This is a genomic window from Mesorhizobium sp. WSM4850, from assembly GCF_055811735.1.
Map to the genome: position 1 here is coordinate 1 of NZ_JBVVPV010000027.1, position 21001 is coordinate 21001.

Consider the following 21001-nt stretch of genomic DNA (forward strand, 5'->3'; position numbering starts at 1 on the left):
TTGCGACATCGATGGCGTGAGCCACCACGAAAGCGCAAATTTCAGTCCATGCCAAAACTATCTTAGCGCATATGCCCACTTGGGGGGGAGATCGGCAGCTTCACGGACAGCGTCCTTTTTTGCCAGGTTGGTGTTGGCGAAATCAGTGATGAAGGCCGATCTCCCCCCTCGTGGGGGAGATGTCCGGCAGGACAGAGGGGGGCGCGAAGGATCGCTACGGAGCGCGTTTATTCTGAGCCGTTGCATTCTTCGGCGGATGTCACGGAATGATCCCAGGGTCTGCGCCGCGTCGCTAGGATGACGAAGGCGCGGCGGCTTTCGGCCAATCGCAGACGTTGGAGAATTGGCGGCTGCAGGCCGGTCAGCAGCGACGGGCCATCCACTGATTCAAACTTGATCAAAATCATCCCGGAACCATTTCGGAGCGGCTGAGTTTCGGGCTAAAGCTACTGGAACCCCTGACATGGCAGAGTTTGACGCAGGACAAGGGAAGTCTGTTGCCAACGCGGTACGGCGATTGCTGCGTTCCGAAGACTTATCGCCGGCACTTGCACGGCGTGCTGAATCTTGCCGTCGACCCACGACTGCCCAGCACCTTTGTCCCATTGTTTGAGGCGCTTGATCAGGCCGGGCGGGAACCGTTTAGGCATTCCCGGAGCTCAAACGAGCGATAACCGAGTAAACGCGCTGATTTCTCCTGTACCCGCTATTTTCTCCACCCCATGACTCAACGCTATGACATTGAGAAGACACCTGAAGGCACATGGGACATCATCGATGTGTTCACGGGACTGCCGGTTGTCGAGGTCGGCGTCCCGTTGATCGACATGCCGATCGAAGAGGCCGACGATCTGGTCGAGCTTCTCAACTGCCGCGACAGGGAACAACGGGGCGATACTTGAGCGCCCGATTTCCTGATCGAAACTCCCGAACAACCTGATTTGCCGCAAACGGACCCGCCTTCCGGTTGAGGCATTTTGTCGTGGACGGCGCCTCGCAGCGCCGCCGACGGCGCCTCCGGCAACGACAGGTGAAGACCGCGTAGCCGCACACGACCCACAAGTTCCCCGCTGGTCAAAATCCGCGCGGCTTGGCACAGTCGGAAAAACAGGAGTCTCCTCATGGCGAAGACCGCGCGTGCGACGAAACCAAAACCCTGGGCCGAGGCGGCGACGCATCTGGTCGACGTCGCCATGGGCAGGAGGCCCGCCGATCTCGTCATCCGCAACGGGCGCTGGGTCAACGTTCATTCCGGCGAGATCATCGCCGGCACCGACATTGCCATTGCCGGCGGCCGTTTCGCCTATTGCGGGCCGAATGCCGGCCATGCCATCGGCCAGGGCACCAAGGTGGTCGACGCCGGCGGGCGCTATCTGGTGCCGGGCCTTTGCGACGCTCACATGCATGTCGAGAGTGGCATGGTGACGGTGACGGAGTTTTGCCGCGCGGTCATCCCGCATGGCACCACCTCGATGTTCATCGACCCGCACGAGATCGCCAATGTGCTCGGCCTGCCGGGTGTGCGGCTGATGCATGACGAGGCCGTCGTCATGCCGATCAACGTGCTTGTGCAGATGCCGTCCTGCGTGCCTTCGGCACCTGGGCTGGAGCATGCCGGCGCCGAGCTGACGGTTGCCGATGTGACCGAGGCGATGGGCTGGGAAAACATCGTCGGACTTGGCGAGGTGATGAACTTTCCCGGTGTCGCTGCCAACGATCCGGTGATGGCCGGCGAGATCGCCGCGACGGTGAGGGCGGGCAAGACCGTCGGCGGCCATTATGCCTCGCGCGATCTCGGCCTGCCGTTCCACGGCTACGTCGCCGGCGGCCCCGAGGACGACCACGAAGGCACGCGCGCCGAGGACGCCATCGCCCGCGTCCGCCAGGGCATGAAGGCAATGCTGAGGCTGGGCTCGGCATGGTACGACGTTGCCTCGCAGATCAAGGCGGTGACGGAGAGCGGGCTCGATCCGCGCAACTTCATCCTGTGCACCGACGACAGCCATTCCGGGACGCTCGTCCATGAAGGCCATATGGACCGGGTGGTCCGCCACGCCATCAGCCAAGGGGTGAAGCCGGTGACCGCGATCCAGATGGCGACGCTCAACACCGCCCAGCATTTCAGGCTGGAGCGCGAGCTGGGTTCGATCGCGCCGGGGCGGCTCGCCGATCTGCTGATCGTCGCCGATCTGGCCGCAATGACCATCGACGAAGTCTATGGCCGCGGCGTCAGGCTGGCCAAGGGCGGCAAGCTCGACATCGACATTCCGGCATATGACTATCCGAAGACGGCAAAGAACACCGTCAAGCTCGGCAAGAAGCTCAAACCGGGGGATTTCGACATCGTGGCGCCTGTCGGCGCCAACGAAATTCGGGTGCGGGTCATCGGCGTGATCGAGAACCAGGCGCCGACGCGGGCGCTCGAGGCCGATCTTCCGGTGGAGGACGGGCTGGTCGCCATGGACCGTCGCAACGACGTCTGCCAGATCGCGCTGGTCGAGCGCCACCGCGGCACGGGAGGCGTCACCAACGCCTTCGTCTCCGGCTTCGGCTATATGAGCGACTGCGCCATGGCCTCCAGCGTGGCGCATGATGCGCACCACATCATCGTCGTCGGCACCAGCAAGCAGGACATGGCATTGGCGGTCAACCGGCTGGGCGAGGTCGGCGGTGGCGTCGTGCTGTTCTCCAGGGGCAAGGAACTGGCGCTGGTCGAAATGCCGATCGCCGGCCTGATGTCGGACGAGCGCGCCGAAATCGTCGCCGCCAAGGCCGACAAGCTGACCGAGGCAATGCGCCAGATGGGCTGTTCGCTGAACAACGCCTACATGCAGCACTCGCTGCTGGCGCTGGTCGTCATCCCGGAACTGAGGATTTCCGATGTCGGCCTGATCGACGTGACGACGTTCCAGAAAGTCGAACTGTTCGTCTGACAACGACCAAGGGCGTGCCCGCTCCTCATCCGCCGGTGGCGATGGTCAGCACCTTGAACGGCGTGGTGATGACGATCTCGGCGACGGAGCCGACGGCCTTGCCGATGCCCTGGCCGAGATTGTTGATCGGCTGCGCCGGATCGACCTCGTCCGATGCCAGGCCGGCCGGCGCGCGCAGCCGGTCGCCGAGTAGCTGCACCAGGAATGGGTTGTCGGCGAATTTGGCGTGGTTCAGGCGGTCGCCGCCTTTGGTCTTGCTCAAGTCGACCACCGACACGCCATAGCTGGCGAGGTCGGCCGCGTCGCCATAGTCGCCGACGCGCGGCTTGTCGCCGGAGATCAGGGAGGACAGCCTCAGGGCGCGATCGTCGCCCGAAAGCAGGATGGCGAAAGGCTTGTCGGGCTTGCCGTAACGGATCATCTGCTTCGTCGCGCGCCGCGTTGGCGCTTTCCTTGTCGTAGATATAGCCCGTGGTCTTGCCGCTCGACGCCCATGAGAACAGCACCGGCGTGCCGGAGTATTTGGTGTCGTGCGCGATCTGCGTCAGCCGGTAGATGCCGTCGTCGAAACCGTTGTTGAAGCCATGCACGAAAACCAGGGCGCGGTCGCCGCGCATGGCGATGTCGGCGCCGACCGCCTTGGCGAATTGCGGGGCGCCTTCGTAGAATTCGACCTCGGTTGCCGTGAAGTCCTTCGCCGGGTTGCTGTTGGCGGAGCCCCTGACCCGCTCGACGGCGCCGACCTGATGGGTTTTCGGGACGGTGACTTCGACACTGGCAAAACTGGTGGTCGGTGAACGGTCACCGTCGAACACCTGCCGCGGGTCCTTCGTCGCCTTTTTTCGGGTGGTGGCGACGAAGATCTCATGCGTGGCGGCGATGTCGGAGGCAGGCACCGTCACGGTCGTCGTGTTGAGAAGGTCGTGGGTCTTGCGGCCGGCGCAGCCGGTTACCGCGAGCGCCAACGCTACGACGAGACAAGTCTTCGAACGCACCTCACTGCCCGAGCAGACTGATGCGGTCGGTCACCTCGCGGTCGCTGGCAAATCCGTCATCCTCGCGCAGCCGCTGGCCGATCATCTTCACCAGCTCGGGGTTGTCGGCAAATTTGGTGTGGTTGAAGCGATCCGATCCCTTGACGCTGGAGAGATCGACGACGCTCACGCCATAGTCGGCGAGGTCGGCCGCGTCCTTGTAATCGCCGACGCGCGGCCGCGAGCCGGCGATCAGGCCGGAGAGCCGCAGCGCACGGTCGTCGTCGGACAGTAGAAGGATGAATGGCTTGTTCGGCTTCCCGTAGCGGCGCATCTGGCTCTTGAACACGTCGACATCGATGTCGGGCGAGGCCAGCACGACGTCGCCGAGCTTGCCGCTGAGATCGCGGTCGCCATTGATGGCGAGCTGGCGCAGCGCTTCCATAGTAACCCAGGTCCCCAGCGAATGGGCGACGATGTCGATGCGCCGCGCGCCGGTCTGCGAGAGCATTCTCAGCGTGACTTCCAACTGGTCGCGGGCAGCACTGGCGCTTTCCCTGTCATAGACATAGTCCCGGGTCTTGGCGCCCGATGCCCAGGAAAACAGCACCGGCGTGCCCGGGTAGCCGGAATCATGGGCGATCTGGGTGACGCGGTAGACGGCGGCGTCGAAGCCGGTGTTGTAGCCATGGACGAAAAGCATGACGCGGCCGCCGCGCGCGGCGATGTCGGCACTGAGCGCGTTGGAGAATTTCGGTGCGGTGTCGTAGCCGACGACGTCGGAGGCCATGAAATATTTGGCAGGGTCGTTCGACTTGCCGCGTGAGCGCCGCTCGATCTGACCGGCTTCGTGGGTCCCCGGCACGGTGACGTTGACGCGGGCATAGTTCAGCGTGGCCGAGCGCTCGCGGTCGAAAACCTTGCTGGGATCGTCGGAGCGCTTGCGCGTCGTGGCGATGAAGATGCTGTGGTTGCCGGCGATATCGGTCACCGGCGCCGACACCATGGCGCTGCCGAGCAGTTCCTCGGTCTGCCGGCCGCCACAGCCGGCAACGAGCAAGGCAAGGACAAGGATACAAATCTTCTTCAACTCTAGAATTCCACTCCGGCCGAAAGGCTTGATCCAACCTCCGCGACCCCTCCCGGACAGCCGAAGTGCGGCAGAAGTAAGTCGTTTCCTGCCGAAATGCGCTCAGCGGCTTGCGACAGTCATCGCACTGTTGCGCGAAAGCCAAAACGATTGCCCTGATCAAACACGTACGGCGTGTGCTAGCTTCGCGGACACCACAGACGATCCGGGGTAAATTTTTCGATGACCAGTTTCTCTTCCCGCGTCGCGGTCGCCGCTGCCGCGATCCGCCAGATCTTCCCGGAAACACCGCTGCAGGAAAACGACTATCTGTCGAAGAAGACCGGCGCGCGCGTGCTGCTGAAGCGCGAGGACCTGTCGCCGGTGCGCTCCTACAAGATCAGGGGCGCCTTCAATTTCTTCCGCAAGGCGCTCGACGCCGGCAACGATGCCGAGCTGTTCGTCTGCGCTTCCGCCGGCAACCATGCCCAGGGCTTTGCGTTCGTCTGCCGTCATTTCGGCAAGCGAGGCGTGGTGTTCATGCCGGTGACGACACCGCAGCAGAAGATCGACAAGACGCGGCTGTTCGGCGGCGAATTCGTCGAGATCAGGCTGGTCGGCGACTTTTTCGACGACTGCTACCGCGCCGCCTCCGAATTCACGGAAAGCGCCGGCGCGCACATGGTGCCGCCGTTCGACCACAAGGACATCATCGAGGGGCAGGCGACGGTCGCCTACGAGATATCAGGCCAGATGCCGGGCGCGCGCATGCCCGACATCATCATGCTGCCGGTCGGCGGCGGCGGTCTGGCAGCGGGTGTGACGCATTATTTCGCCGACCAGCGCCGCGACACGCGCTTCGTCTTCTGCGAGCCGGCCGGGGCGCCAAGCCTGAGCGAGAGCCTCGCCACCGGCAAGCGCATCAAGCTTGCCAGGGTCGACAATTTCGTCGATGGCGCCGCGGTGGCCGAGATCGGCCGCGAGCCGTTGCGGCATCTCAGGGCGTTTGCCACCGAAGCGGTGCGGCTGATCCCAGAAAACCGGCTCTGCGCGACGATGATCGAGATGCTGAACGTCGAAGGCGTGGTGCTGGAGCCGGCCGGCGCACTGGCGATCGACGCGCTGAAGGATTTTTCGAAGAAGGAAATCAGGGGCAAGACCATCGTCGCGGTGGTTTCGGGCGGCAATTTCGATTTTGAGCGGCTGCCGGACGTGAAGGAAAGGGCGCTGCGCTTCGAGGGGCTGAAGAAGTACTTCATCATCCGCTTTCCGCAGCGGCCGGGCGCGCTGCGCGACTTCCTCGAATTGCTCGGTCCCGACGACGACATTGCCCGCTTCGAATATCTGAAGAAATCGGCGCGCAATTTCGGCTCGGTGCTGATCGGCATCGAAACCAAGGACCGCCGCAATTTCGAGCTGCTCAACGCCAATTTCGAGGCCGAGGGCGTCCAGTATCAGGACATCACCGACAACGAGACGCTGGCCGGGTTCATCATATGAGCGCCCGAATATGAGTGCCCGGGCGAAGATTTTCGTTGCGTTGTTTTCCGGCATCAATGTCGGCGGCAACCGCATCGTCAAGATGGCGGAGTTGCGGTCGTTCTTCGAGGAGCTCGGCTTTGGCGACGTCGCCAGCTATGTGCAGAGCGGCAATGTCGTGTTCCGTTCGGCAAAGGGCGACGCGGCCACGCTGGCCAAACAGATGGAAACGGCCTTCGAGAAGAAATGGGGATTTCACTCGCGCATCATGGTGCGCGATCTCGGCTGGTTCGAGCGGCTGGTGGCAGAAAATCCCTATCCGGAAATTGCCGGCGAGCCGACGAAGCTTCACGCCTATGTGCTGGAGCGCCCGCCGACCGCCGACGAGGTCGCGCGGCTGGCCGAAAAATGCACCGGTCCCGAACGGTTCGAGGTCAGGGGCGACGTGCTTTACCTGCTCGCACCAGAAGGCCTCGGCAAATCGGTATTTGCCAACCTCATCCCGCGCACGCTGAAAGTGCCCGCCACCGCGCGCAACTGGCGCACGGTGCTGATGCTGCTAGAGATGGCCGGCCGGAATGGCGGAGCGTAGTCGCCTACGCTGCCGAAGCCTTTTTCCAATCGAAGGTCAGCTGTTCGCGGAAAGCGAAGCGTTTGATGTGGTCGGCGACGACCGTCTCCAGCCGCTCCAGCGAGCCGGCTTCGTCAGCGGTTACCGCGATATGCAGCGCTGCCGGGTCGGCATCGAGAACCGTGCGGCCCAGTGAGAGATCGATGGTGCCGTGGTTCGGATCGAACGCGACGGGAAACTTGTGCGCCCAGTGTTTGCAGAGCTGCTGCAGATAGCGGCTCGCATGTTCAGTGACGACATCGGCATGGCTGGTCGGCATGAATGAATTCTTCCCCAATGCGGCCCGTTACCAGCTTCCGGTATTGGGCATCGACGCCCAGGGCTCGGCCTTGGCCTTGGCCGGGCCTTTCTGCAAAAGCTCGATCGAGATGCCGTCCGGCGATTTGACGAAAGCCATGTTGCCGTCGCGCGGCGGCCGGTTGATGGTGACGCCCTTGTCCATCAGCTGCTGGCAGGTGGCGTAGATGTCGTCGACCTCGTAGGCGAGGTGGCCGAAATTGCGGCCGCCCTTGTAGTCTTCCGGATCCCAATTGTAGGTGAGCTCGATCAGCGGCGCCTTGTCGGTGATGCCGCTTTGCTCGTCTTCGTCAGCTGCGAGGAAGATCAGCGTGTAGCGCCCCTGTTCGTTTTCGTGGCGGCGCACTTCCTTGAGGCCAAGCTTGTTGCAGTAGAAATCGAGCGAGGCATCGACGTCGGCGACACGGACCATGGTGTGGAGGTAGCGCATGTGATTTTCCTCGAAATGTTGCTTTGCGGCGGAACATAGGGGCCACCCGGCCAAAGGGCAATTCCCGATAGCTGCTCCTGCCGGCAAACAACAAATCCGGTATTCCCGCAATGAACCGTGAAAAAACGCAGCTCAGGTCTTGCACACACCGGAAACGGAAGTGTTAATCTAACGTCAAGAATCAGTTGCGGTATTCTTGGAAAAAGGGGGGCGTTGTTATGGGGGAAAAAGCCTCTTTCATGGGGCGGGACGGAACCGGTCACGACGCCTTGCAAAGAGACGAGAGCGGCGACACGGCCGGTCTTGTCGAGATTGCGGGCGCTATCAAATGGTTCGACGTGGCCAAGGGTTACGGTTTCATTCTTCCCGATGACGGCTCTTCCGGCGATATTCTCCTCCATGTGACATGTCTTCGAAAAGACGGTTTCCAGACCGCCTTGGAAGGTGCGCGCGTCGTCTGCCTGGTCAAGCAAGGTGAGCGCGGATTGCAGGCATTCCGCGTGCTCTCCATGGATCTCACCACGGCGACCCATCCGGCGGAGATGCAGGAGCAGCGCACCCACGTCTCGGTGACGCCGGAAAGCGGCCTCGAACGGGCGCTGGTGAAATGGTTCAACCGCACCAAGGGGTTTGGTTTCCTGACCCGGGGCGAGGGCACCGAGGACATTTTCGTCCACATGGAGACGCTGCGCCGTTACGGTATTACCGAACTCAGGCCGGGGCAGGTCGTGCTGGTCCGCTTCGGGCGCGGCGACAAAGGCCTTATGGCTGCCGAAATTCACCCGGATATGGGGACCTTGCCCGTCTCGCATTAGGTGCGTTGATATTCAGGCCTTACTCAGATCTTTTCGAACGTTTGCGCTGCCCCTCACCTGCCTGCCGGCATCCTCTCCCCGTATAGTGACGGGGAGAGGGGCGCTGTCATCAATGATTTCGCCAATTTCCGGCCGTTGTAGAAATGTATGCCATCGTTGCGGCCAGCCCCTTCTCCCCGTCACTATACGGGGAGATGTGCCCGGCAGGGCGATGAGGGGCAGCGCTGAGATCAACAATTGGTGGGTCGCAAGCGCAGGGAACTATATACAGGCTGGAACCACTTGAATATCAACATACCTAGGACGATGGCCGAGGAGTCTGAATGACTTACAGGAACTGGCTGACAACGGGCATAGTCTGCGCCGCGATCGCCTTTGTCATCGCCACAGGCGCTTTCTTCCATTCGCAGCGACCGGCTTCGGCAGACAGCCGGGCGATGATCCTTGCCGTCGACCCGCAGCCGCTGGTCGCGGTGACGAAAGGCGGCGAACGCTCTTTCTCCGTCGAAATCGCCGACACCTCGGCCGAGCGCGAGGCTGGCCTGATGTTTCGCGAGGAGATGGCCGACGATCATGGCATGCTGTTCGTGTTCGAGGAGGCTCGGGATGTCAGCTTCTGGATGAAGAACACGCCGATGCCGCTCGACCTGATCTTTGTCGGTCAGGACGGCAGAATCCGGGCGATCAAGCAAGGCGAGCCGCAATCCGAGGCGATGATCTCGCCCGGCGAGCCGGTTCGCTTCGTGCTCGAGCTCAAGGCGGGCACGGCCGCCAGGAGCAGCATCGAGGACGGCGACCTGTTGCGTCACCCGGCAATCGGCACTGCGCACAACTGAACGCGCAGGATCCATCGCAGATGCAGTTTTTCGCCCATGACGGTTTTGACCTTGCCTTCCTCGACCGCCAGCCGGCATCGGGGCAGGGCGATCCGGTGCTCATGATCCATGGCTTTGCCTCGACCCATTACGTCAACTGGGTGTCGCCCGGCTGGTTCAAGGCGCTGAACGATGCCGGCTACCGCGCCATCGCCTCCGACAATCGCGGCCACGGCGCCTCGTCGAAGAGCTATCAGGACGCCGATTATACGCCGGCAAGGATGGCGTCCGACGGGGCAGCGTTGCTGAACCATCTCGGCATCGAACGCGCCCATGTCATGGGCTATTCGATGGGCGCGCGGATTTCCGCGTTCCTGGCGCTTTCCGACCCGGATAAGGTGGCGACGCTGGTCTTCGGCGGTCTCGGCGTCGGCATGGTCGACGGCGTCGGCGACTGGGATCCGATCGCCGCCGCCCTTCTGGCCGACGATCCAGATAGCACCAGCCATCCACGCGGCCGCTCGTTTCGCGCCTTCGCCGACCAGACCCGCAGCGACCGCCGGGCGCTGGCCGCCTGCATTGCCACCTCGCGGGAATTGCTGGCCGAGGCCGACATTGCGCGCATTGCCCAGCCGACGTTGATTGCCGTCGGCACCAAGGACGATATCGGCGGTTCGCCCGACGAACTGGCCGCCTTGATGCCGAACGCCAGGGCTTTCCATATCGAGGGCCGCGACCACATGCTGGCCGTCGGCGACAAGTCCTTCAAGCAGCGGGTGCTGGAGTTTTATGCCGATAATCCGCTGTGAGTACATCGGTGGTTGAGTTGGGGTGACCCAAGGCCTGAAGGATGCAGCGGCTCAGGATAAAGCCGATCCGTAGCGATCCTTCGCGCCGGCATCAAAGGTGCAGCAGCAGCGCTCACGCCCCGAGCGCTTCGAGCGAACGCGCCATGTTTTGCCGAGCCTGAGCCTCGAACCGCTGCCTGAACTCCTCGGTGTGGAAGATGTGCGGGCGGGCGAGGAAGCCCTTCAGGACAGCACTGCGGCCGGCACGCCACATCGGCTCTTCCACCCAGCCATATTCGCGGCGAACCGCCTGTTCATAGGCGTCGAACGCATCAGGCGGCGCCCCCAGGATCGCCAGGTCCATGTCGAGGAACAGCGCTGCGTCGCGGGCGGCATTTTCGTCGTCAAACTGCGGTAACTCATGAGTGGCGGTGGCTGATATCATCGTCGTGATGCGGCCAAGGCGCTGCGCATCGGTGCGGCCGGCGAGCTTTTTCTCGGCAAGGACGGCACTCCTCGCCTCGTTGTCCTTGCCCCGGCTGTTATAGATGGCGTCGTGGAACCAGATCGCCGCTTCGACCGCCTTGGGATCGTGCAACGATGCCCGATAGTGGCCGGCCAGCGCCAGCATCGCCTCGATATGGCCGAGGTTGTGATAGTGACGACCCTCCGCCTCATAGAGCGCGGAAAGCTCGCGCTTCAGCGGCTCGTCGATCAAGGCTTGGTCTTCCATCGCCGCTTGAATTTCCGTGAACCAAATCCATTTGACAAAGCACTAAGGAAAATTGAGTTCAACCGTGCTATGATCTGGCTTATAGAGCATGTCGCGCAAAAGTGCGCAGCGGTTTTGGTGCCAAGCCGGAGACATTAGGCCGGAGACCATTGATGAACAGCGTTACGATTGCCCGCCCGACCATGGTGAAGCCGATCGACCCGATCTGGCGCTCGATCCGCGACGAAGCGATGGAGGCGGTCAACCGCGATCCGCTGCTGGCGGCGTTCCTCTATTCGACCATCCTCAACCAGGAAAGCCTGGAGGAAGCGGTCATCCATCGGCTGGCCGAGCGGCTCGCCCATCAGGATATCGGTTCCGATCTCATCCGCCAGACATTCAAGGCGATGGCAGCCGACGACAAGGATTGGGCGTCGACGGTGCGTGTCGACATTCAGGCCTACTACGACCGCGATCCGGCCTGCGACCGCTTCATCATGCCGGTGCTCTATTTCAAGGGTTTTCATGCCATCCAGACGCACCGGCTGGCGCATTGGCTGTGGAACCAGGGCCGCCAGGATTTCGCGCTCTACCTGCAGAGCCGGTCGTCCTCGGTGTTCCAGACTGACATCAACCCGGCCGCCCGCATCGGCAAGGGCATCTTCCTCGACCACGCCACCGGCCTCGTCGTCGGCCAGACGGCGGTGATCGAGGACGACGTGTCGATCCTGCACGGCGTGACGCTGGGCGGCACCGGCAAAGCCGGCGGCGACCGCCATCCAAAAATCCGCTACGGCGTGCTGATCGGCGCCGGCGCCAAGATCCTCGGCAACATCGAAGTCGGCCATTGCTCCAAGATCGCGGCAGGCTCGGTGGTGCTGTCGCCGGTGCCGCATAACAAGACGGTTGCCGGCGTGCCGGCCCGCGTCGTCGGCGAGACGGGCTGCGACCGGCCCTCGCGGCAGATGGACCAGCTTTTGCCGTCGCAGTCGATGGACCACGTCGTCAGCTTCGATATTTGAGCGCTCGGGCAGGGGCCCTTTGCAAAGGCGTCTTTCTCCCGTCACTATACGGGGAGAAATGCCCGGCAGGGCAATGAGGGGCAGCGCAAACCTCAAGCGATTGCCCTGTCTCTCTCGCCGGCTTGCCTTTACATCGCCATTGTCGACGTGCCAGAAGCGCGCTCAAACGAGCAAGACCGACGATCGGAGAAGACTTTTGAAGCCGGACGAAATCAGAAAGCTGGACGCCTATTTCAAGCGCGTCTTCCAGAACCCCAAGCTTGAAGTGAAGGCGCGGCCGCGCAAGGATGATTCGGCCGAGGTCTATGTCGGCGACGAATTCCTCGGCATCGTCTTCAAGGACGAGGACGACGGCGACTATAATTTCTCGATGGCGATCCTCGACATCGACCTCGCCTGAGCCGGGAGGCGATCGGTGCCGGCCGACCTTGAGCCAGCTTGCTCGCCGCACCCTCTTCTTCAACGTTGGCGATTGGCGAAAGAAGAACGAATAGCCAATCTCCCCCTTGAGGGGGAGATGCCCGGTAGGGCAGAGGGGGGTGCTGGGGGTGCTGTCCCGCCGACGTCGCGCAAATTTCTGCGCTGCTGCGCGATCAAAAGTCACTGAGCAGATTCTCGCACGGTTCGCTTCATCATCATCCTAATGCCCGGCCTTCAGCATACGCGCAGCCTTGGCGGCGATGGCTGCGTCGAGCGCCTGCCAGTCGCCCAGAAATTCCATGGGAAAGCGGTAGGTGAGGCTGAGATTGTCGCCGACCAGAATGTCGCGTTCGCAGGGCGCCAGCGATTGCGCAGCACTTGGGCCGCTCAGGCAGCGGGCCACGAACGGGTCCTTGCCCCGGCGATTGCCGACCACCAGCACCTCGTTGAAATAGCCCGATTTTTCATTGAAGCCGTAAAGCGTCGTGCCGCCCGGACCGGGCGTGCCGGGTTCGACAATCAGGGCGCTGTAGATCGGCGCGAAGCGGCCGCTCATGTCACGCGACATGACCTGTCGTTCGAACGACAGAAAGATGATGCTCTTGGCTGATCCAGTGTGGTTGAAATCGTCGCGGGCCGCCTCGCTGTAGCCGTCCATTTCGGGATAACGCAGATAGAGGTCGAGGCGCGAGGCGATGCCGTCGCGCCGCGCCTGGTCGAAGCGGATGACATTGGCCGGCACGGCGATGACGTTGTTGCCGATCACCACCTCGTGGACTGTCGTGTCGTCGGTATATCCGGCCATGGCGATCGAGCGGCCCAACCATTTGCCGCCAAGGCTGATCGTCATCGAAAGCACTGCCAGCGCAGCGAACACGTAGAACACCCGCTTCATCAGCTTGGAATCAACGACGGTGAGTTGCGGACCGTTGGCGGTGGCTGCCTGCTTCATCGCGATCCCCGATTATCGCGTGGCACGGCTCTTGCGGCACGCCTGTCGAAACACGACTGTGCGGTTTCATGGTAAATGGAAGGTGAAGATGGGTCCGGTTGGACACACACTCGTTGCTTTTAGTGTTGCCTGACGGCGCTGATCTCTTGCGGTTGTACGGCGAGGATCTTTGGCGTTGGGCGTCGTGCTGATCGACATTGCATCCCAGGCAGGCACTCACCTAGGGTCGACCGATCTTTCAGCCTGAGACGATTCGGAGGAGAAAATGCCGCTCTATGCGATCGACGGAAAAGCCCCCGGTTTCGAGGACGCCGACAGCAACTGGATCGCGCCCGACGCTACCCTGATCGGCGACATACAGATCGGCCGCAACGCGGGCTTTTGGTTCGGCGTCGTCATCCGCGGCGACGACGAGCCGATCATCATCGGCGCCGATACCAATGTGCAGGAACACACGGTCATGCATACCGATGTCGGTTTTCCCCTGACCATCGGGCAAGGCTGCACGATTGGCCATCGCGCCTTGCTGCATGGCTGCACGATCGGCGACAACAGCCTGATCGGCATGGGCGCCATCGTGCTGAACGGCGCGAAGATCGGCAGGAACTCGCTGGTCGGCGCCGGCGCCCTGGTCACCGAAGGCAAGGGATTTCCCGACAATTCGCTGATCATCGGCTCGCCCGCCCGTTTGGTGCGAACACTGGACGATGCCGCGGTGGCAAGCCTGCGCGCTTCGGCCGCGCACTACGTCGCCAACGGCAAGCGCTTCAAGGCGGGGCTGACGAAGACCTGAGGCCAGCCTTGGTCAAATCTTCGGCTATGGTTTCACCGGCATTGTCCCCCAACTCACCCTCCATTGGAGCCGCGCCTGGTCATTGCATCGCGCAGCAACGAAGCGTCAGCTTCAAAGCCGGCATTGTCGGCGTCCTCGAGGGCCGTCGTATAGTCGTCGATGCGGGTTTCGATGGATGGGTCGGCGCCCGCCGCCAACAGTAGGCGGATGGCATCGACGCTACGAATGGCGACCGCATAGTGAAGCGGCGTCCAGTCGTTTACGCCCCGCATGTTCAGGTCTGCGCCCCCACCGTCGGGTTCGGACTATTTCCAGTCTGTCAGCCCGGTCGGCGGAGAGTGCCGCAATGATTGCCGGAAAACCGCCGTGGTGGTGATAGTTCGGGTCCGAGTCCGCATCCAGTAAGATCGAGATGAAAGCGGCGGGGCTCCAATAGATCGCATACTCCAGTGGATGCCCAAGGCCGAGTTCAAAGGGCATCTGCTCGTCGAACCAGCCGGGTGAGCCGCCGAGAGCCACACCGAGGGCCTCGAAGTCGCCCGCCTTGAACGCGTCGTCGATGGCCTTGAACAGGCGGTGGCGCTCGCATCGATCTTCCGGGATTTCCAACATCGCAGCGATCCGGAGGTTGAATTGGCCGCCATATTGCCCCCATCCGCCGCTGCCTGAAAGCGCCATGGGCGGGTTGCGATTGGAGAGCAGGTCGATAGCTTTGCGCAGCCGTACGCCGAACTTATCGCATCGACATCAAGTTCGTGATCAGACCTGCCTTGATGTCGAGTGCGGGTCGATGGGCCTCCGGATGACCGATGTCGTTCAGCTGATCGGCCGTCAAGTCGGCCAGTGCCCTGCGTCTTGCGACGGTGCGCCGCCACCCCCTGAAGGTGGCAATCATAATTGCTGCGCTTTTCAGGCCAGGTCCAAACAGATGTCTTTTCGAGGTGCGGGCGGCGCGAGTTTGCGTGTCAGCCATTTTTAGTCTCCCATTCGAGATTTGCGGATGAGAGCGTGCCACGCGGGTGTTTTCGGGCTGTTCGGCTGTGCGTGAAAAAAACCGAAAAGCCCGACGAGCTGCCGTTAAATCGGTGTTAAAACTATCCTCCGAAATGTATTCCGCCGCGGCGGTCAAAGTCTGGAGACCATCTGTGCGCATCAGGTTGCTGGGCGGCCTCGAGGTTACTTCGCCGGAGCGCCGGCCCGTCCGTTTCGCCACGCGCAAGACTTCGCTTCTTTTTGCTGCCCTGGTGCTGGCGGGCCACCGCGGCCATCGTCGCGAGCAGCTTTCCGAGGCCTTTTGGCCGGGACGAAGCAATGGCCAGGCCCGCAATAGTTTGCGGCAAGCGCTGGTCGACATCCGGCGCTCGTTCCCGACCAGCAAGGATGCCACCCTCTACATCGATGGGGATCAGGAAGCCATCGCGCTGATTGCCGGTCCGGATGACGCGGACATTTCGATCTTCGACCGGAAACTGGAGCAGGGCGGGGCGGCCGATCTCGCCGTCGCCGCCGACCTCTACCGCGGTGGGGTGCTTGCGGGGGAAGCCATTCCTGAGGAACTGGATGAGTGGTTTGGACCCTATCTGGACAGGTATCAGCGCAAGGCCCTGCAGTTGGTCGATCGGCTGAGCCTCGCGCTGCCGATACCCGGCTCAGCGGAAGAGACGGCCTGCGAAGGGCTCGCCGAGAGATTGCTCGCCTCAGATCCTACCGCGGAGGCCGCCCATCGGGCGCTGATCCGGATCCACGCGCATCGCGGCCACGAAAACGCCGCCTTGCGCCAGTTCGAACTTTGTCGGACTGCCCTGAAAAAGCAGCTGGATGCTGAGCCGGAGGCGCAGACAAGCTCGCTGGCGGCTTCTCTGCAGTCCCGGGAACGACCTGGGGATCAGCAGCCGGGGCCAAGCTCTGGCGTCGCGGCGCCGGCACAGGTGCTGGCAGTCCTAACGAGACACGGCGACCAGCCGTCAATTGCGGTGCTGCCGTTTCAGAATCTAAGCGGTGATATCGAGCAGGAATATTTCGCCGACGGAATGGTGGAGGACATCGTCACCGCCCTGGCTCACTTTCGTGCCCTGTTCGTAGTAGCACGGAATTCGAGTTTTACCTACAAGGGACGGTCGATAGACATAAAGCAGGTCGGGCGTGAACTGGGCGTGCGCTATGTGGTCGAGGGAAGTGTGCGGAAAGCGGGTGAGCGCCTGCGCATCACCGGACAACTCCTCGACGCTTCGAGCGGCCTCCACCTGTGGGCTGACCGTTTTGAAGGTACTCTAGCCGAGGTTTTCGATTTTCAGGACCAGATCGCCTCGAGCATCGTCGGCGCGATCACCCCAAAGGTCGAGGAGGCCGAAATTGAGCGCGCCAAGCGCAAGCCGACTGAGGACCTCGACGCCTACGACTATTATCTGCGCGGGTTGGCGTCCCACGACCGAGCGGTCAACACCAAGGAAACCATGGATGACGCTCTGCGGTTCTTCATGAAGGCGATCGGCTGTGACCCGGTGTTCGCTGCCGCCTATGCCCGGGCGGCGCGCTGCTATGCGGCGCGAAAGAGCAACCGCTGGATGATCGATCGCCTAGAAGAGACTGCCGAGGCGACCCGACTGGCAAAGAGAGCGATCGAACTTGGATGGGACGATGCAATTGCCCTTTCGTACGGCGGATACGTGCTCGGCTATGTAGGCGGCGATGTGGAGGAAAGCGCGGCGTGCGTCGAACGCGCGCTTGGCCTGAACCCGAACTTGGCTGCGGCGTGGGGTTACAGCGCCTGGGTTCAAGCGTGCTTAGGTGAGCCGGAGAAAGCCGTCGAGCGCGCCGCGCAGGCAATGCGCCTCAGTCCGTTCGATCCTCGCTTTTTTGTTTGGGAATTTTGCACCGCACTCGCTCACTTTTGTGCCGGGCGCTACAACGATGCTGCTGAGTGGGCGAAAAGGTCTTTGCGCTCGCAACCAAACTACGCGAGTGCGACGCGTGTGGCGACGGCAAGTTACGTCTTGGCCGGTCGGCTTTCGGAAGCCGAGAAGATGATGGCCCGCCTGCGCGAACTCGACCCTACGTTGCGGCTTTCGAATCTCGCTGAGGTGCTGCCGCCGTTTTGTCGACCGGACGATCGCAGCAGATATATCGAAGGACTTCGCAAGGCGGGCCTGCCCGATTAACGCGGTGTCAGCGTGAAGCGAGGCAAACGGCTTCGGCACCAGATGGCCGACGTACTGCCGATGGATGCTAACTATAAGGTGACGGTTGACCGTGGAGGCCTGTGACCTAGCTTAAAGCTTAGCCGGACCGTCCAGAGCCGGAAATGGTGGGATGGTGCGCTACCGTGGGAGAACTCTGGGGACGTGAGATGCAGAGGTGCAAGTCGGCTTTTCAGAGCCTGTGCGCCCTTGGCGGCCGACAATCGGCGGCCACGGCCTGTCAAGTTTCGTTTCAAACAAAAGTCATCTGCGCCGGCACGCCTATCAACGCGCGACCGCCGCTCCGCCATGCAACAACAATTCGAGCACTGGAGGGACCTCGAAGCAAGTGACAGCTTCGAACGCGACCAAAGGCTTTAGCCAGCACCAAGGCGAGGGGCCAACAACGCTTCACGATCTTAAGATTACACCCAAAACCGCACAGGCACGGCAATGCGAAATCATCTTGCCGAAATTTACGCAAACAGCGCAGATCTCGCCGTCCTGGGTGGGATAGCAGCATTTGCCTCGATGGGCCTCTATCTTGTGCTAAGGCGTATCCTTATCGGGGTGCAACGGCGTCGCCTCAAATCAGATGTGAGCGAACGCGGATCTGACCTCCCCGAGGAGGAGGTGTCTTGGGATTGGGAAATCCCGGTCAACCTTGCAACCGAGCCTGCTTCTTCTTCTCAGGTTGCCGTGCCCTCAGACGCGGCAGACCTGGATATTCGGCGTCAGGATGCCAATTGCCTTCGGTTCGGGGTGCGAATCGAGTATTTCGACGTGATCTCCGAAGCTTGCGAGAGCTCGTCTGTCACCCGGACCAACGCTGTCGCTTCCGCGACGAACATAGCGCAATCCGGCCGACTTGCGACATCGATCAGGGAAATCGCTGGCTATGTTCATAGGCAGGTGGCGGCAAATCTTGCCGCCTTAACTAGTCCAGCATTGACGGCTCTGAGCCGTATGCCAACACAACTCGCCCTCGCGGAGAATCCCGACCCCACCACAGCGACGGCCTCACCTCCTCGCATTCGCAGGCCGATCGGTCTTGTGCCCCGCTTTGGCGTCGCAGCAATCTGTCTGGCCGTGCCGCTTACCTATGCGATGACGAGACAAAACTGGGTCGAAAGCGCCCCCGCCATTTCGCTGGTCCAAGGCAACGTCAATCCGGAGCTTTCGCGATCCTTCGAGCTTCCGGCGAGTGCTGCATTGGATGTGCGTAGGCCAGCCCAGGGAGACGAGCGCACGAGTGTCGAATTGCTCAGCCCGGATCTCACGGCTGCCCGGGCGCAAGTCGGAGCAGCTGGTGCTCAGGCAGCCGCAGCGAAGGAATTGGACGGCCAGGAGCGCCGGGCGGCGGAAGGTGAGCGCGCCAGGAGCGCCGCTCTGCAGCGAGCGCTGCTCGAATCGCGCAAGGAGATCGACGCGCTGAGGACAAGCATGGCAGCCGCCGCCAACGTACGCCAGGAGCAATTGCGCAACGAGCTAGCGGCAGCCCTTACAGCTGACGCATTGCGGCGCCTTGCGGGAGATGCCCGCACGATGCTGAGCGAGGCCACCAACTATGTCTTTACGGAGATGCCCGCTGCTCACCTGGAGCGTCAGCGAGCCGGATGGGTGGCGCGCGATCTATCGCGAGCGCAGGCGCAAATTGAGCGGCTTGAGACCGAGGCCGCCGAGGATCGCGCCAAGGCCAAGGCTTCGCTGGCGCAAGCGAGCGGAATGCTCGATGACGAACGCCGAAAGTCAGACGAACTTCGTGGCGAGCTCTCCAAAGTGAAACTGTCCAATGCTGCGCTCATGGAGCGCGCGGACGCGGCTGAGCAGGAATTGACCGGTGCCGTCACAGCGAGAGAACGAGTGGAGCAGACGGCAGCCGAGACGGAGCGGGCGCTGGCGCGACAACAGGCGGCAGCAGCGTCGACGCGTGAGGAGCTGAAAAAAGCTCGCCTCGAGCGCGACGCGGCTGAACAGGAACGAGCCAGGGCAGTCTCAGCGAGAAAGCGTGCCGAGCAGACTGCAACCGAGACATCGCAGGCTCTGGCAACAGAACGCGCTGCAGCAGTCTCGACGGGGGAGGAGCTGAAAAAAACTCGCATCGAGCGCGACGCGGCTGACCAGGAACGAGCCAGAGCAGTCGCAGCGAGAGAACGAGTGGAGCAGACTGCAACCGAGACGGCGCATGCTCTGGCACGAGAACGCGCTGCGGCAGTCTCGACCCATGAGGACCTCGATAAAGCTCGCCTCGAGCGCGACGCCGCCCGAGCACTTTTGCTACAGGTCGCCAAGCTGAAGGAGGCCTTGGACAAGCAACGTGACGTCACTGTTTCTCTTTCCCGCGACCTGGCCGCCGCGCGCGCGGACAATGACAGGCTCAGGGCTGAGCGTCGCAGCGCCAAGATTGAGCCGCCGCTGAAGCGGCGCGCTGGCCGCGCAGCCGCCGCTGCCGGCGGGGTGAAGGCTGTCAGCCAGAAGACTGCACGCAGCAAGGCTCGCGACCCGGCGCGGATTGCGGGGGTGCGTTCTCTCACACTTCCCTATCCCCTCAGGCCAAGACAGGCGACATTGGAGTGATTTCCAAAACGACTGCGCGGTCCTCCTGTTGAAGGCCCAAGCTCTTTGAGATCATTGCGACACGTGTGTATTGCGAGAGTAGACTAGGATGAATCGAATCACCCCATTCGAATTCATTCTGCTCTCGTCGGCGAGTAGTTCTGCGCGATACGCTATGTCAGCCCGATCACACTGCCTGTAGCATTCAATTCGCATTTGATCGGCGCCTGCCGCGTCTCCACGTTGCCTTGCCGTCCATAGTCGATGCTGACCTCGACGGGAGCTGAGATCGTATCCGGGGTCAACCGACGCATGGAACCTGCGCTGCTGACGCGCACACTGGTCGCGCCAAACGGGGCGGCGGCTGACTCGATTGCGTCATGGCAGGCGCGAACGACTTCATCCGGGACGCCCGGCAGCGCCTTGATTGGACTGACCGTTGCTGGACTGTCGACGTCACCAGGAGGCTGAAGGCTGGACGGAAGGTCGAGCGACCGTCCACTTGCGGACCGGGCGACACTGACGGCAGTGGCGGCCGTGGTTGCCGCAACTGCCGCCGTTGCAGTGGTGCTGGTCCCATCGTCATCCACCGGTGACCTGCTGCTGGAGCCGCTGGGTCCTTTGTGCGCGCCGTCTTTGCGGCCTTCACCGTGATGGCTGGCAGCGCTATTGCCTCCGCCACCCTGGCTGGCAGCGCTATTGCCTCCGCCACCATGGTTGCCACCGCTTTTGCCTCCGCCGCGCTCGCCGCCGGCGGTAGCTCCTGCGCAAGCTACCGCGATCGAGCAAACGAATACGAAACATGCCCAGCTGGATTCAGGGGATTGACGCACGACCACCTCCATAAAGTGCGTCGGTCGAACCGTCTTTCCGCGGCATGCAGTCAGGACGGCGCAACCGCCGCCGCCATGCAAAACTCGCGACTAAGGCGCCCACGGAGGTTAACTAGCGGATCAATCCGGTGTATCAAGGACGCGGTACGTGGTACGGGCGTCGTCCCGGTTGCTGGCGGGAGGGGAGGCCACGATTTGACCCCGTCGCGAGGTGCAGCCGAAGAGAACTGCAAGCGTCTCTGCAACTAGGCGACTCGCCTCTTGAAATGAAACGGCCTTTGACCGGACGATCACTAGTGGATCGGC

At 62.3% G+C, this 21001-nt stretch carries 20 protein-coding genes and 1 pseudogene; 12 read left to right on the top strand and 9 right to left on the bottom strand.

The window, feature by feature from the left end; all coding sequences use genetic code 11:
- The first annotated feature begins 722 nt into the window (after positions 1-722).
- The gene (locus AC0L2Z_RS22655; RefSeq protein ID WP_027156055.1) at positions 723-902 is read left to right on the top strand and encodes a hypothetical protein; all 180 of its coding nucleotides are present in this window, start codon (positions 723-725) and stop codon (positions 900-902) included.
- A 219-nt stretch (positions 903-1121) separates the two neighbouring features.
- Positions 1122-2933 carry an adenine deaminase gene (gene ade, locus AC0L2Z_RS22660; RefSeq protein ID WP_473629347.1) on the top strand — a complete coding sequence of 604 codons (1812 nt, stop codon included), beginning with the start codon at positions 1122-1124 and terminating at the stop codon, positions 2931-2933.
- A 25-nt stretch (positions 2934-2958) separates the two neighbouring features.
- On the opposite strand, the pseudogene AC0L2Z_RS22665 reads toward ade, so the two are convergent.
- Both AC0L2Z_RS22665 and AC0L2Z_RS22670 read right to left on the bottom strand, forming a co-directional pair.
- Positions 2959-3928: pseudogene (locus AC0L2Z_RS22665) on the bottom strand (alpha/beta hydrolase).
- A 1-nt stretch (position 3929) separates the two neighbouring features.
- Entirely contained in the window at positions 3930-4997 is a 1068-nt protein-coding gene (locus tag AC0L2Z_RS22670; protein ID WP_023798191.1) for an alpha/beta hydrolase, read from the bottom strand.
- A 222-nt stretch (positions 4998-5219) separates the two neighbouring features.
- On the opposite strand from AC0L2Z_RS22670, the gene ilvA reads away from it, so the two are divergent.
- Positions 5220-6476: a threonine ammonia-lyase IlvA gene (ilvA, locus tag AC0L2Z_RS22675; protein WP_128168504.1), complete on the top strand. Its 1257-nt coding sequence runs from the start codon at positions 5220-5222 to the stop codon at positions 6474-6476.
- Positions 6477-6486: 10 nt separating this feature from the next.
- Complete coding sequence (locus AC0L2Z_RS22680) at positions 6487-7047, top strand: DUF1697 domain-containing protein (protein ID WP_128168505.1); 561 nt, start codon at positions 6487-6489, stop codon at positions 7045-7047.
- A 4-nt stretch (positions 7048-7051) separates the two neighbouring features.
- Here the strand turns inward: AC0L2Z_RS22680 and AC0L2Z_RS22685 are convergent, their stop codons facing one another.
- Together AC0L2Z_RS22685 and gloA are read right to left on the bottom strand one after the other, a co-directional pair.
- Positions 7052-7345 carry a DUF2218 domain-containing protein gene (locus tag AC0L2Z_RS22685; protein WP_128168506.1) on the bottom strand — a complete coding sequence of 98 codons (294 nt, stop codon included), beginning with the start codon at positions 7343-7345 and terminating at the stop codon, positions 7052-7054.
- 27 nt (positions 7346-7372) lie between these two features.
- Positions 7373-7813, bottom strand: a complete 441-nt coding sequence (gene gloA / locus AC0L2Z_RS22690) for a lactoylglutathione lyase (protein WP_128168507.1) — start codon at positions 7811-7813, stop codon at positions 7373-7375.
- A 239-nt stretch (positions 7814-8052) separates the two neighbouring features.
- On the opposite strand from gloA, the gene AC0L2Z_RS22695 reads away from it, so the two are divergent.
- The 3 genes from AC0L2Z_RS22695 to AC0L2Z_RS22705 all read left to right on the top strand — a co-directional run bounded on the left by AC0L2Z_RS22695 (position 8053) and on the right by AC0L2Z_RS22705 (position 10252).
- Entirely contained in the window at positions 8053-8628 is a 576-nt protein-coding gene (locus tag AC0L2Z_RS22695) for a cold-shock protein (RefSeq protein ID WP_329608822.1), read from the top strand.
- A 323-nt stretch (positions 8629-8951) separates the two neighbouring features.
- A complete protein-coding gene (locus AC0L2Z_RS22700; RefSeq protein WP_128168508.1) occupies positions 8952-9464 on the top strand; it encodes a DUF192 domain-containing protein in 513 nt (170 codons plus the stop codon).
- Positions 9465-9484: 20 nt separating this feature from the next.
- The gene (locus AC0L2Z_RS22705; RefSeq protein ID WP_473629348.1) at positions 9485-10252 is read left to right on the top strand and encodes an alpha/beta fold hydrolase; all 768 of its coding nucleotides are present in this window, start codon (positions 9485-9487) and stop codon (positions 10250-10252) included.
- Between the two features lie 112 nt (positions 10253-10364).
- On the opposite strand, the gene AC0L2Z_RS22710 is transcribed toward AC0L2Z_RS22705, so the two are convergent.
- Entirely contained in the window at positions 10365-10964 is a 600-nt protein-coding gene (locus AC0L2Z_RS22710; protein WP_128168510.1) for an HD domain-containing protein, read from the bottom strand.
- A gap of 152 nt (positions 10965-11116) precedes the next feature.
- Between AC0L2Z_RS22710 and cysE the strand changes: the two genes are divergently transcribed.
- On the top strand, positions 11117-11965 hold the full coding sequence (gene cysE, locus AC0L2Z_RS22715; RefSeq protein WP_023798183.1) for a serine O-acetyltransferase: 849 nt from the start codon (positions 11117-11119) through the stop codon (positions 11963-11965).
- A gap of 196 nt (positions 11966-12161) precedes the next feature.
- A complete protein-coding gene (locus tag AC0L2Z_RS22720; protein WP_013531334.1) occupies positions 12162-12365 on the top strand; it encodes a DUF3126 family protein in 204 nt (67 codons plus the stop codon).
- A gap of 240 nt (positions 12366-12605) precedes the next feature.
- On the opposite strand, the gene AC0L2Z_RS22725 is transcribed toward AC0L2Z_RS22720, so the two are convergent.
- Positions 12606-13337: a hypothetical protein gene (locus AC0L2Z_RS22725; protein WP_128168511.1), complete on the bottom strand. Its 732-nt coding sequence runs from the start codon at positions 13335-13337 to the stop codon at positions 12606-12608.
- 265 nt (positions 13338-13602) lie between these two features.
- Between AC0L2Z_RS22725 and AC0L2Z_RS22730 the strand changes: the two genes are divergently transcribed.
- A complete protein-coding gene (locus AC0L2Z_RS22730; RefSeq protein ID WP_128168512.1) occupies positions 13603-14130 on the top strand; it encodes a gamma carbonic anhydrase family protein in 528 nt (175 codons plus the stop codon).
- Between the two features lie 53 nt (positions 14131-14183).
- Here the strand turns inward: AC0L2Z_RS22730 and AC0L2Z_RS22735 are convergent, their stop codons facing one another.
- From AC0L2Z_RS22735 to AC0L2Z_RS22745, 3 genes are read right to left on the bottom strand one after another with little or no spacing between them, the layout of a single operon-like run.
- Entirely contained in the window at positions 14184-14402 is a 219-nt protein-coding gene (locus AC0L2Z_RS22735) for a hypothetical protein (RefSeq protein WP_473629349.1), read from the bottom strand.
- Positions 14350-14808 carry a hypothetical protein gene (locus AC0L2Z_RS22740; RefSeq protein ID WP_473629350.1) on the bottom strand — a complete coding sequence of 153 codons (459 nt, stop codon included), beginning with the start codon at positions 14806-14808 and terminating at the stop codon, positions 14350-14352. The genes AC0L2Z_RS22735 and AC0L2Z_RS22740 overlap by 53 nt, the downstream gene beginning before the upstream one ends.
- Before the next feature lie 55 nt (positions 14809-14863).
- Positions 14864-15283: a hypothetical protein gene (locus AC0L2Z_RS22745; RefSeq protein WP_473629351.1), complete on the bottom strand. Its 420-nt coding sequence runs from the start codon at positions 15281-15283 to the stop codon at positions 14864-14866.
- Between AC0L2Z_RS22745 and AC0L2Z_RS22750 the strand changes: the two genes are divergently transcribed.
- Together AC0L2Z_RS22750 and AC0L2Z_RS22755 are read left to right on the top strand one after the other, a co-directional pair.
- Entirely contained in the window at positions 15276-17288 is a 2013-nt protein-coding gene (locus tag AC0L2Z_RS22750) for a BTAD domain-containing putative transcriptional regulator (protein ID WP_128168514.1), read from the top strand. The two genes, AC0L2Z_RS22745 and AC0L2Z_RS22750, sit on opposite strands and share 8 nt — an antisense overlap.
- A 1071-nt stretch (positions 17289-18359) precedes the next feature.
- Positions 18360-19883: a hypothetical protein gene (locus tag AC0L2Z_RS22755; protein ID WP_473629352.1), complete on the top strand. Its 1524-nt coding sequence runs from the start codon at positions 18360-18362 to the stop codon at positions 19881-19883.
- Positions 19884-21001 lie beyond the last annotated feature (1118 nt).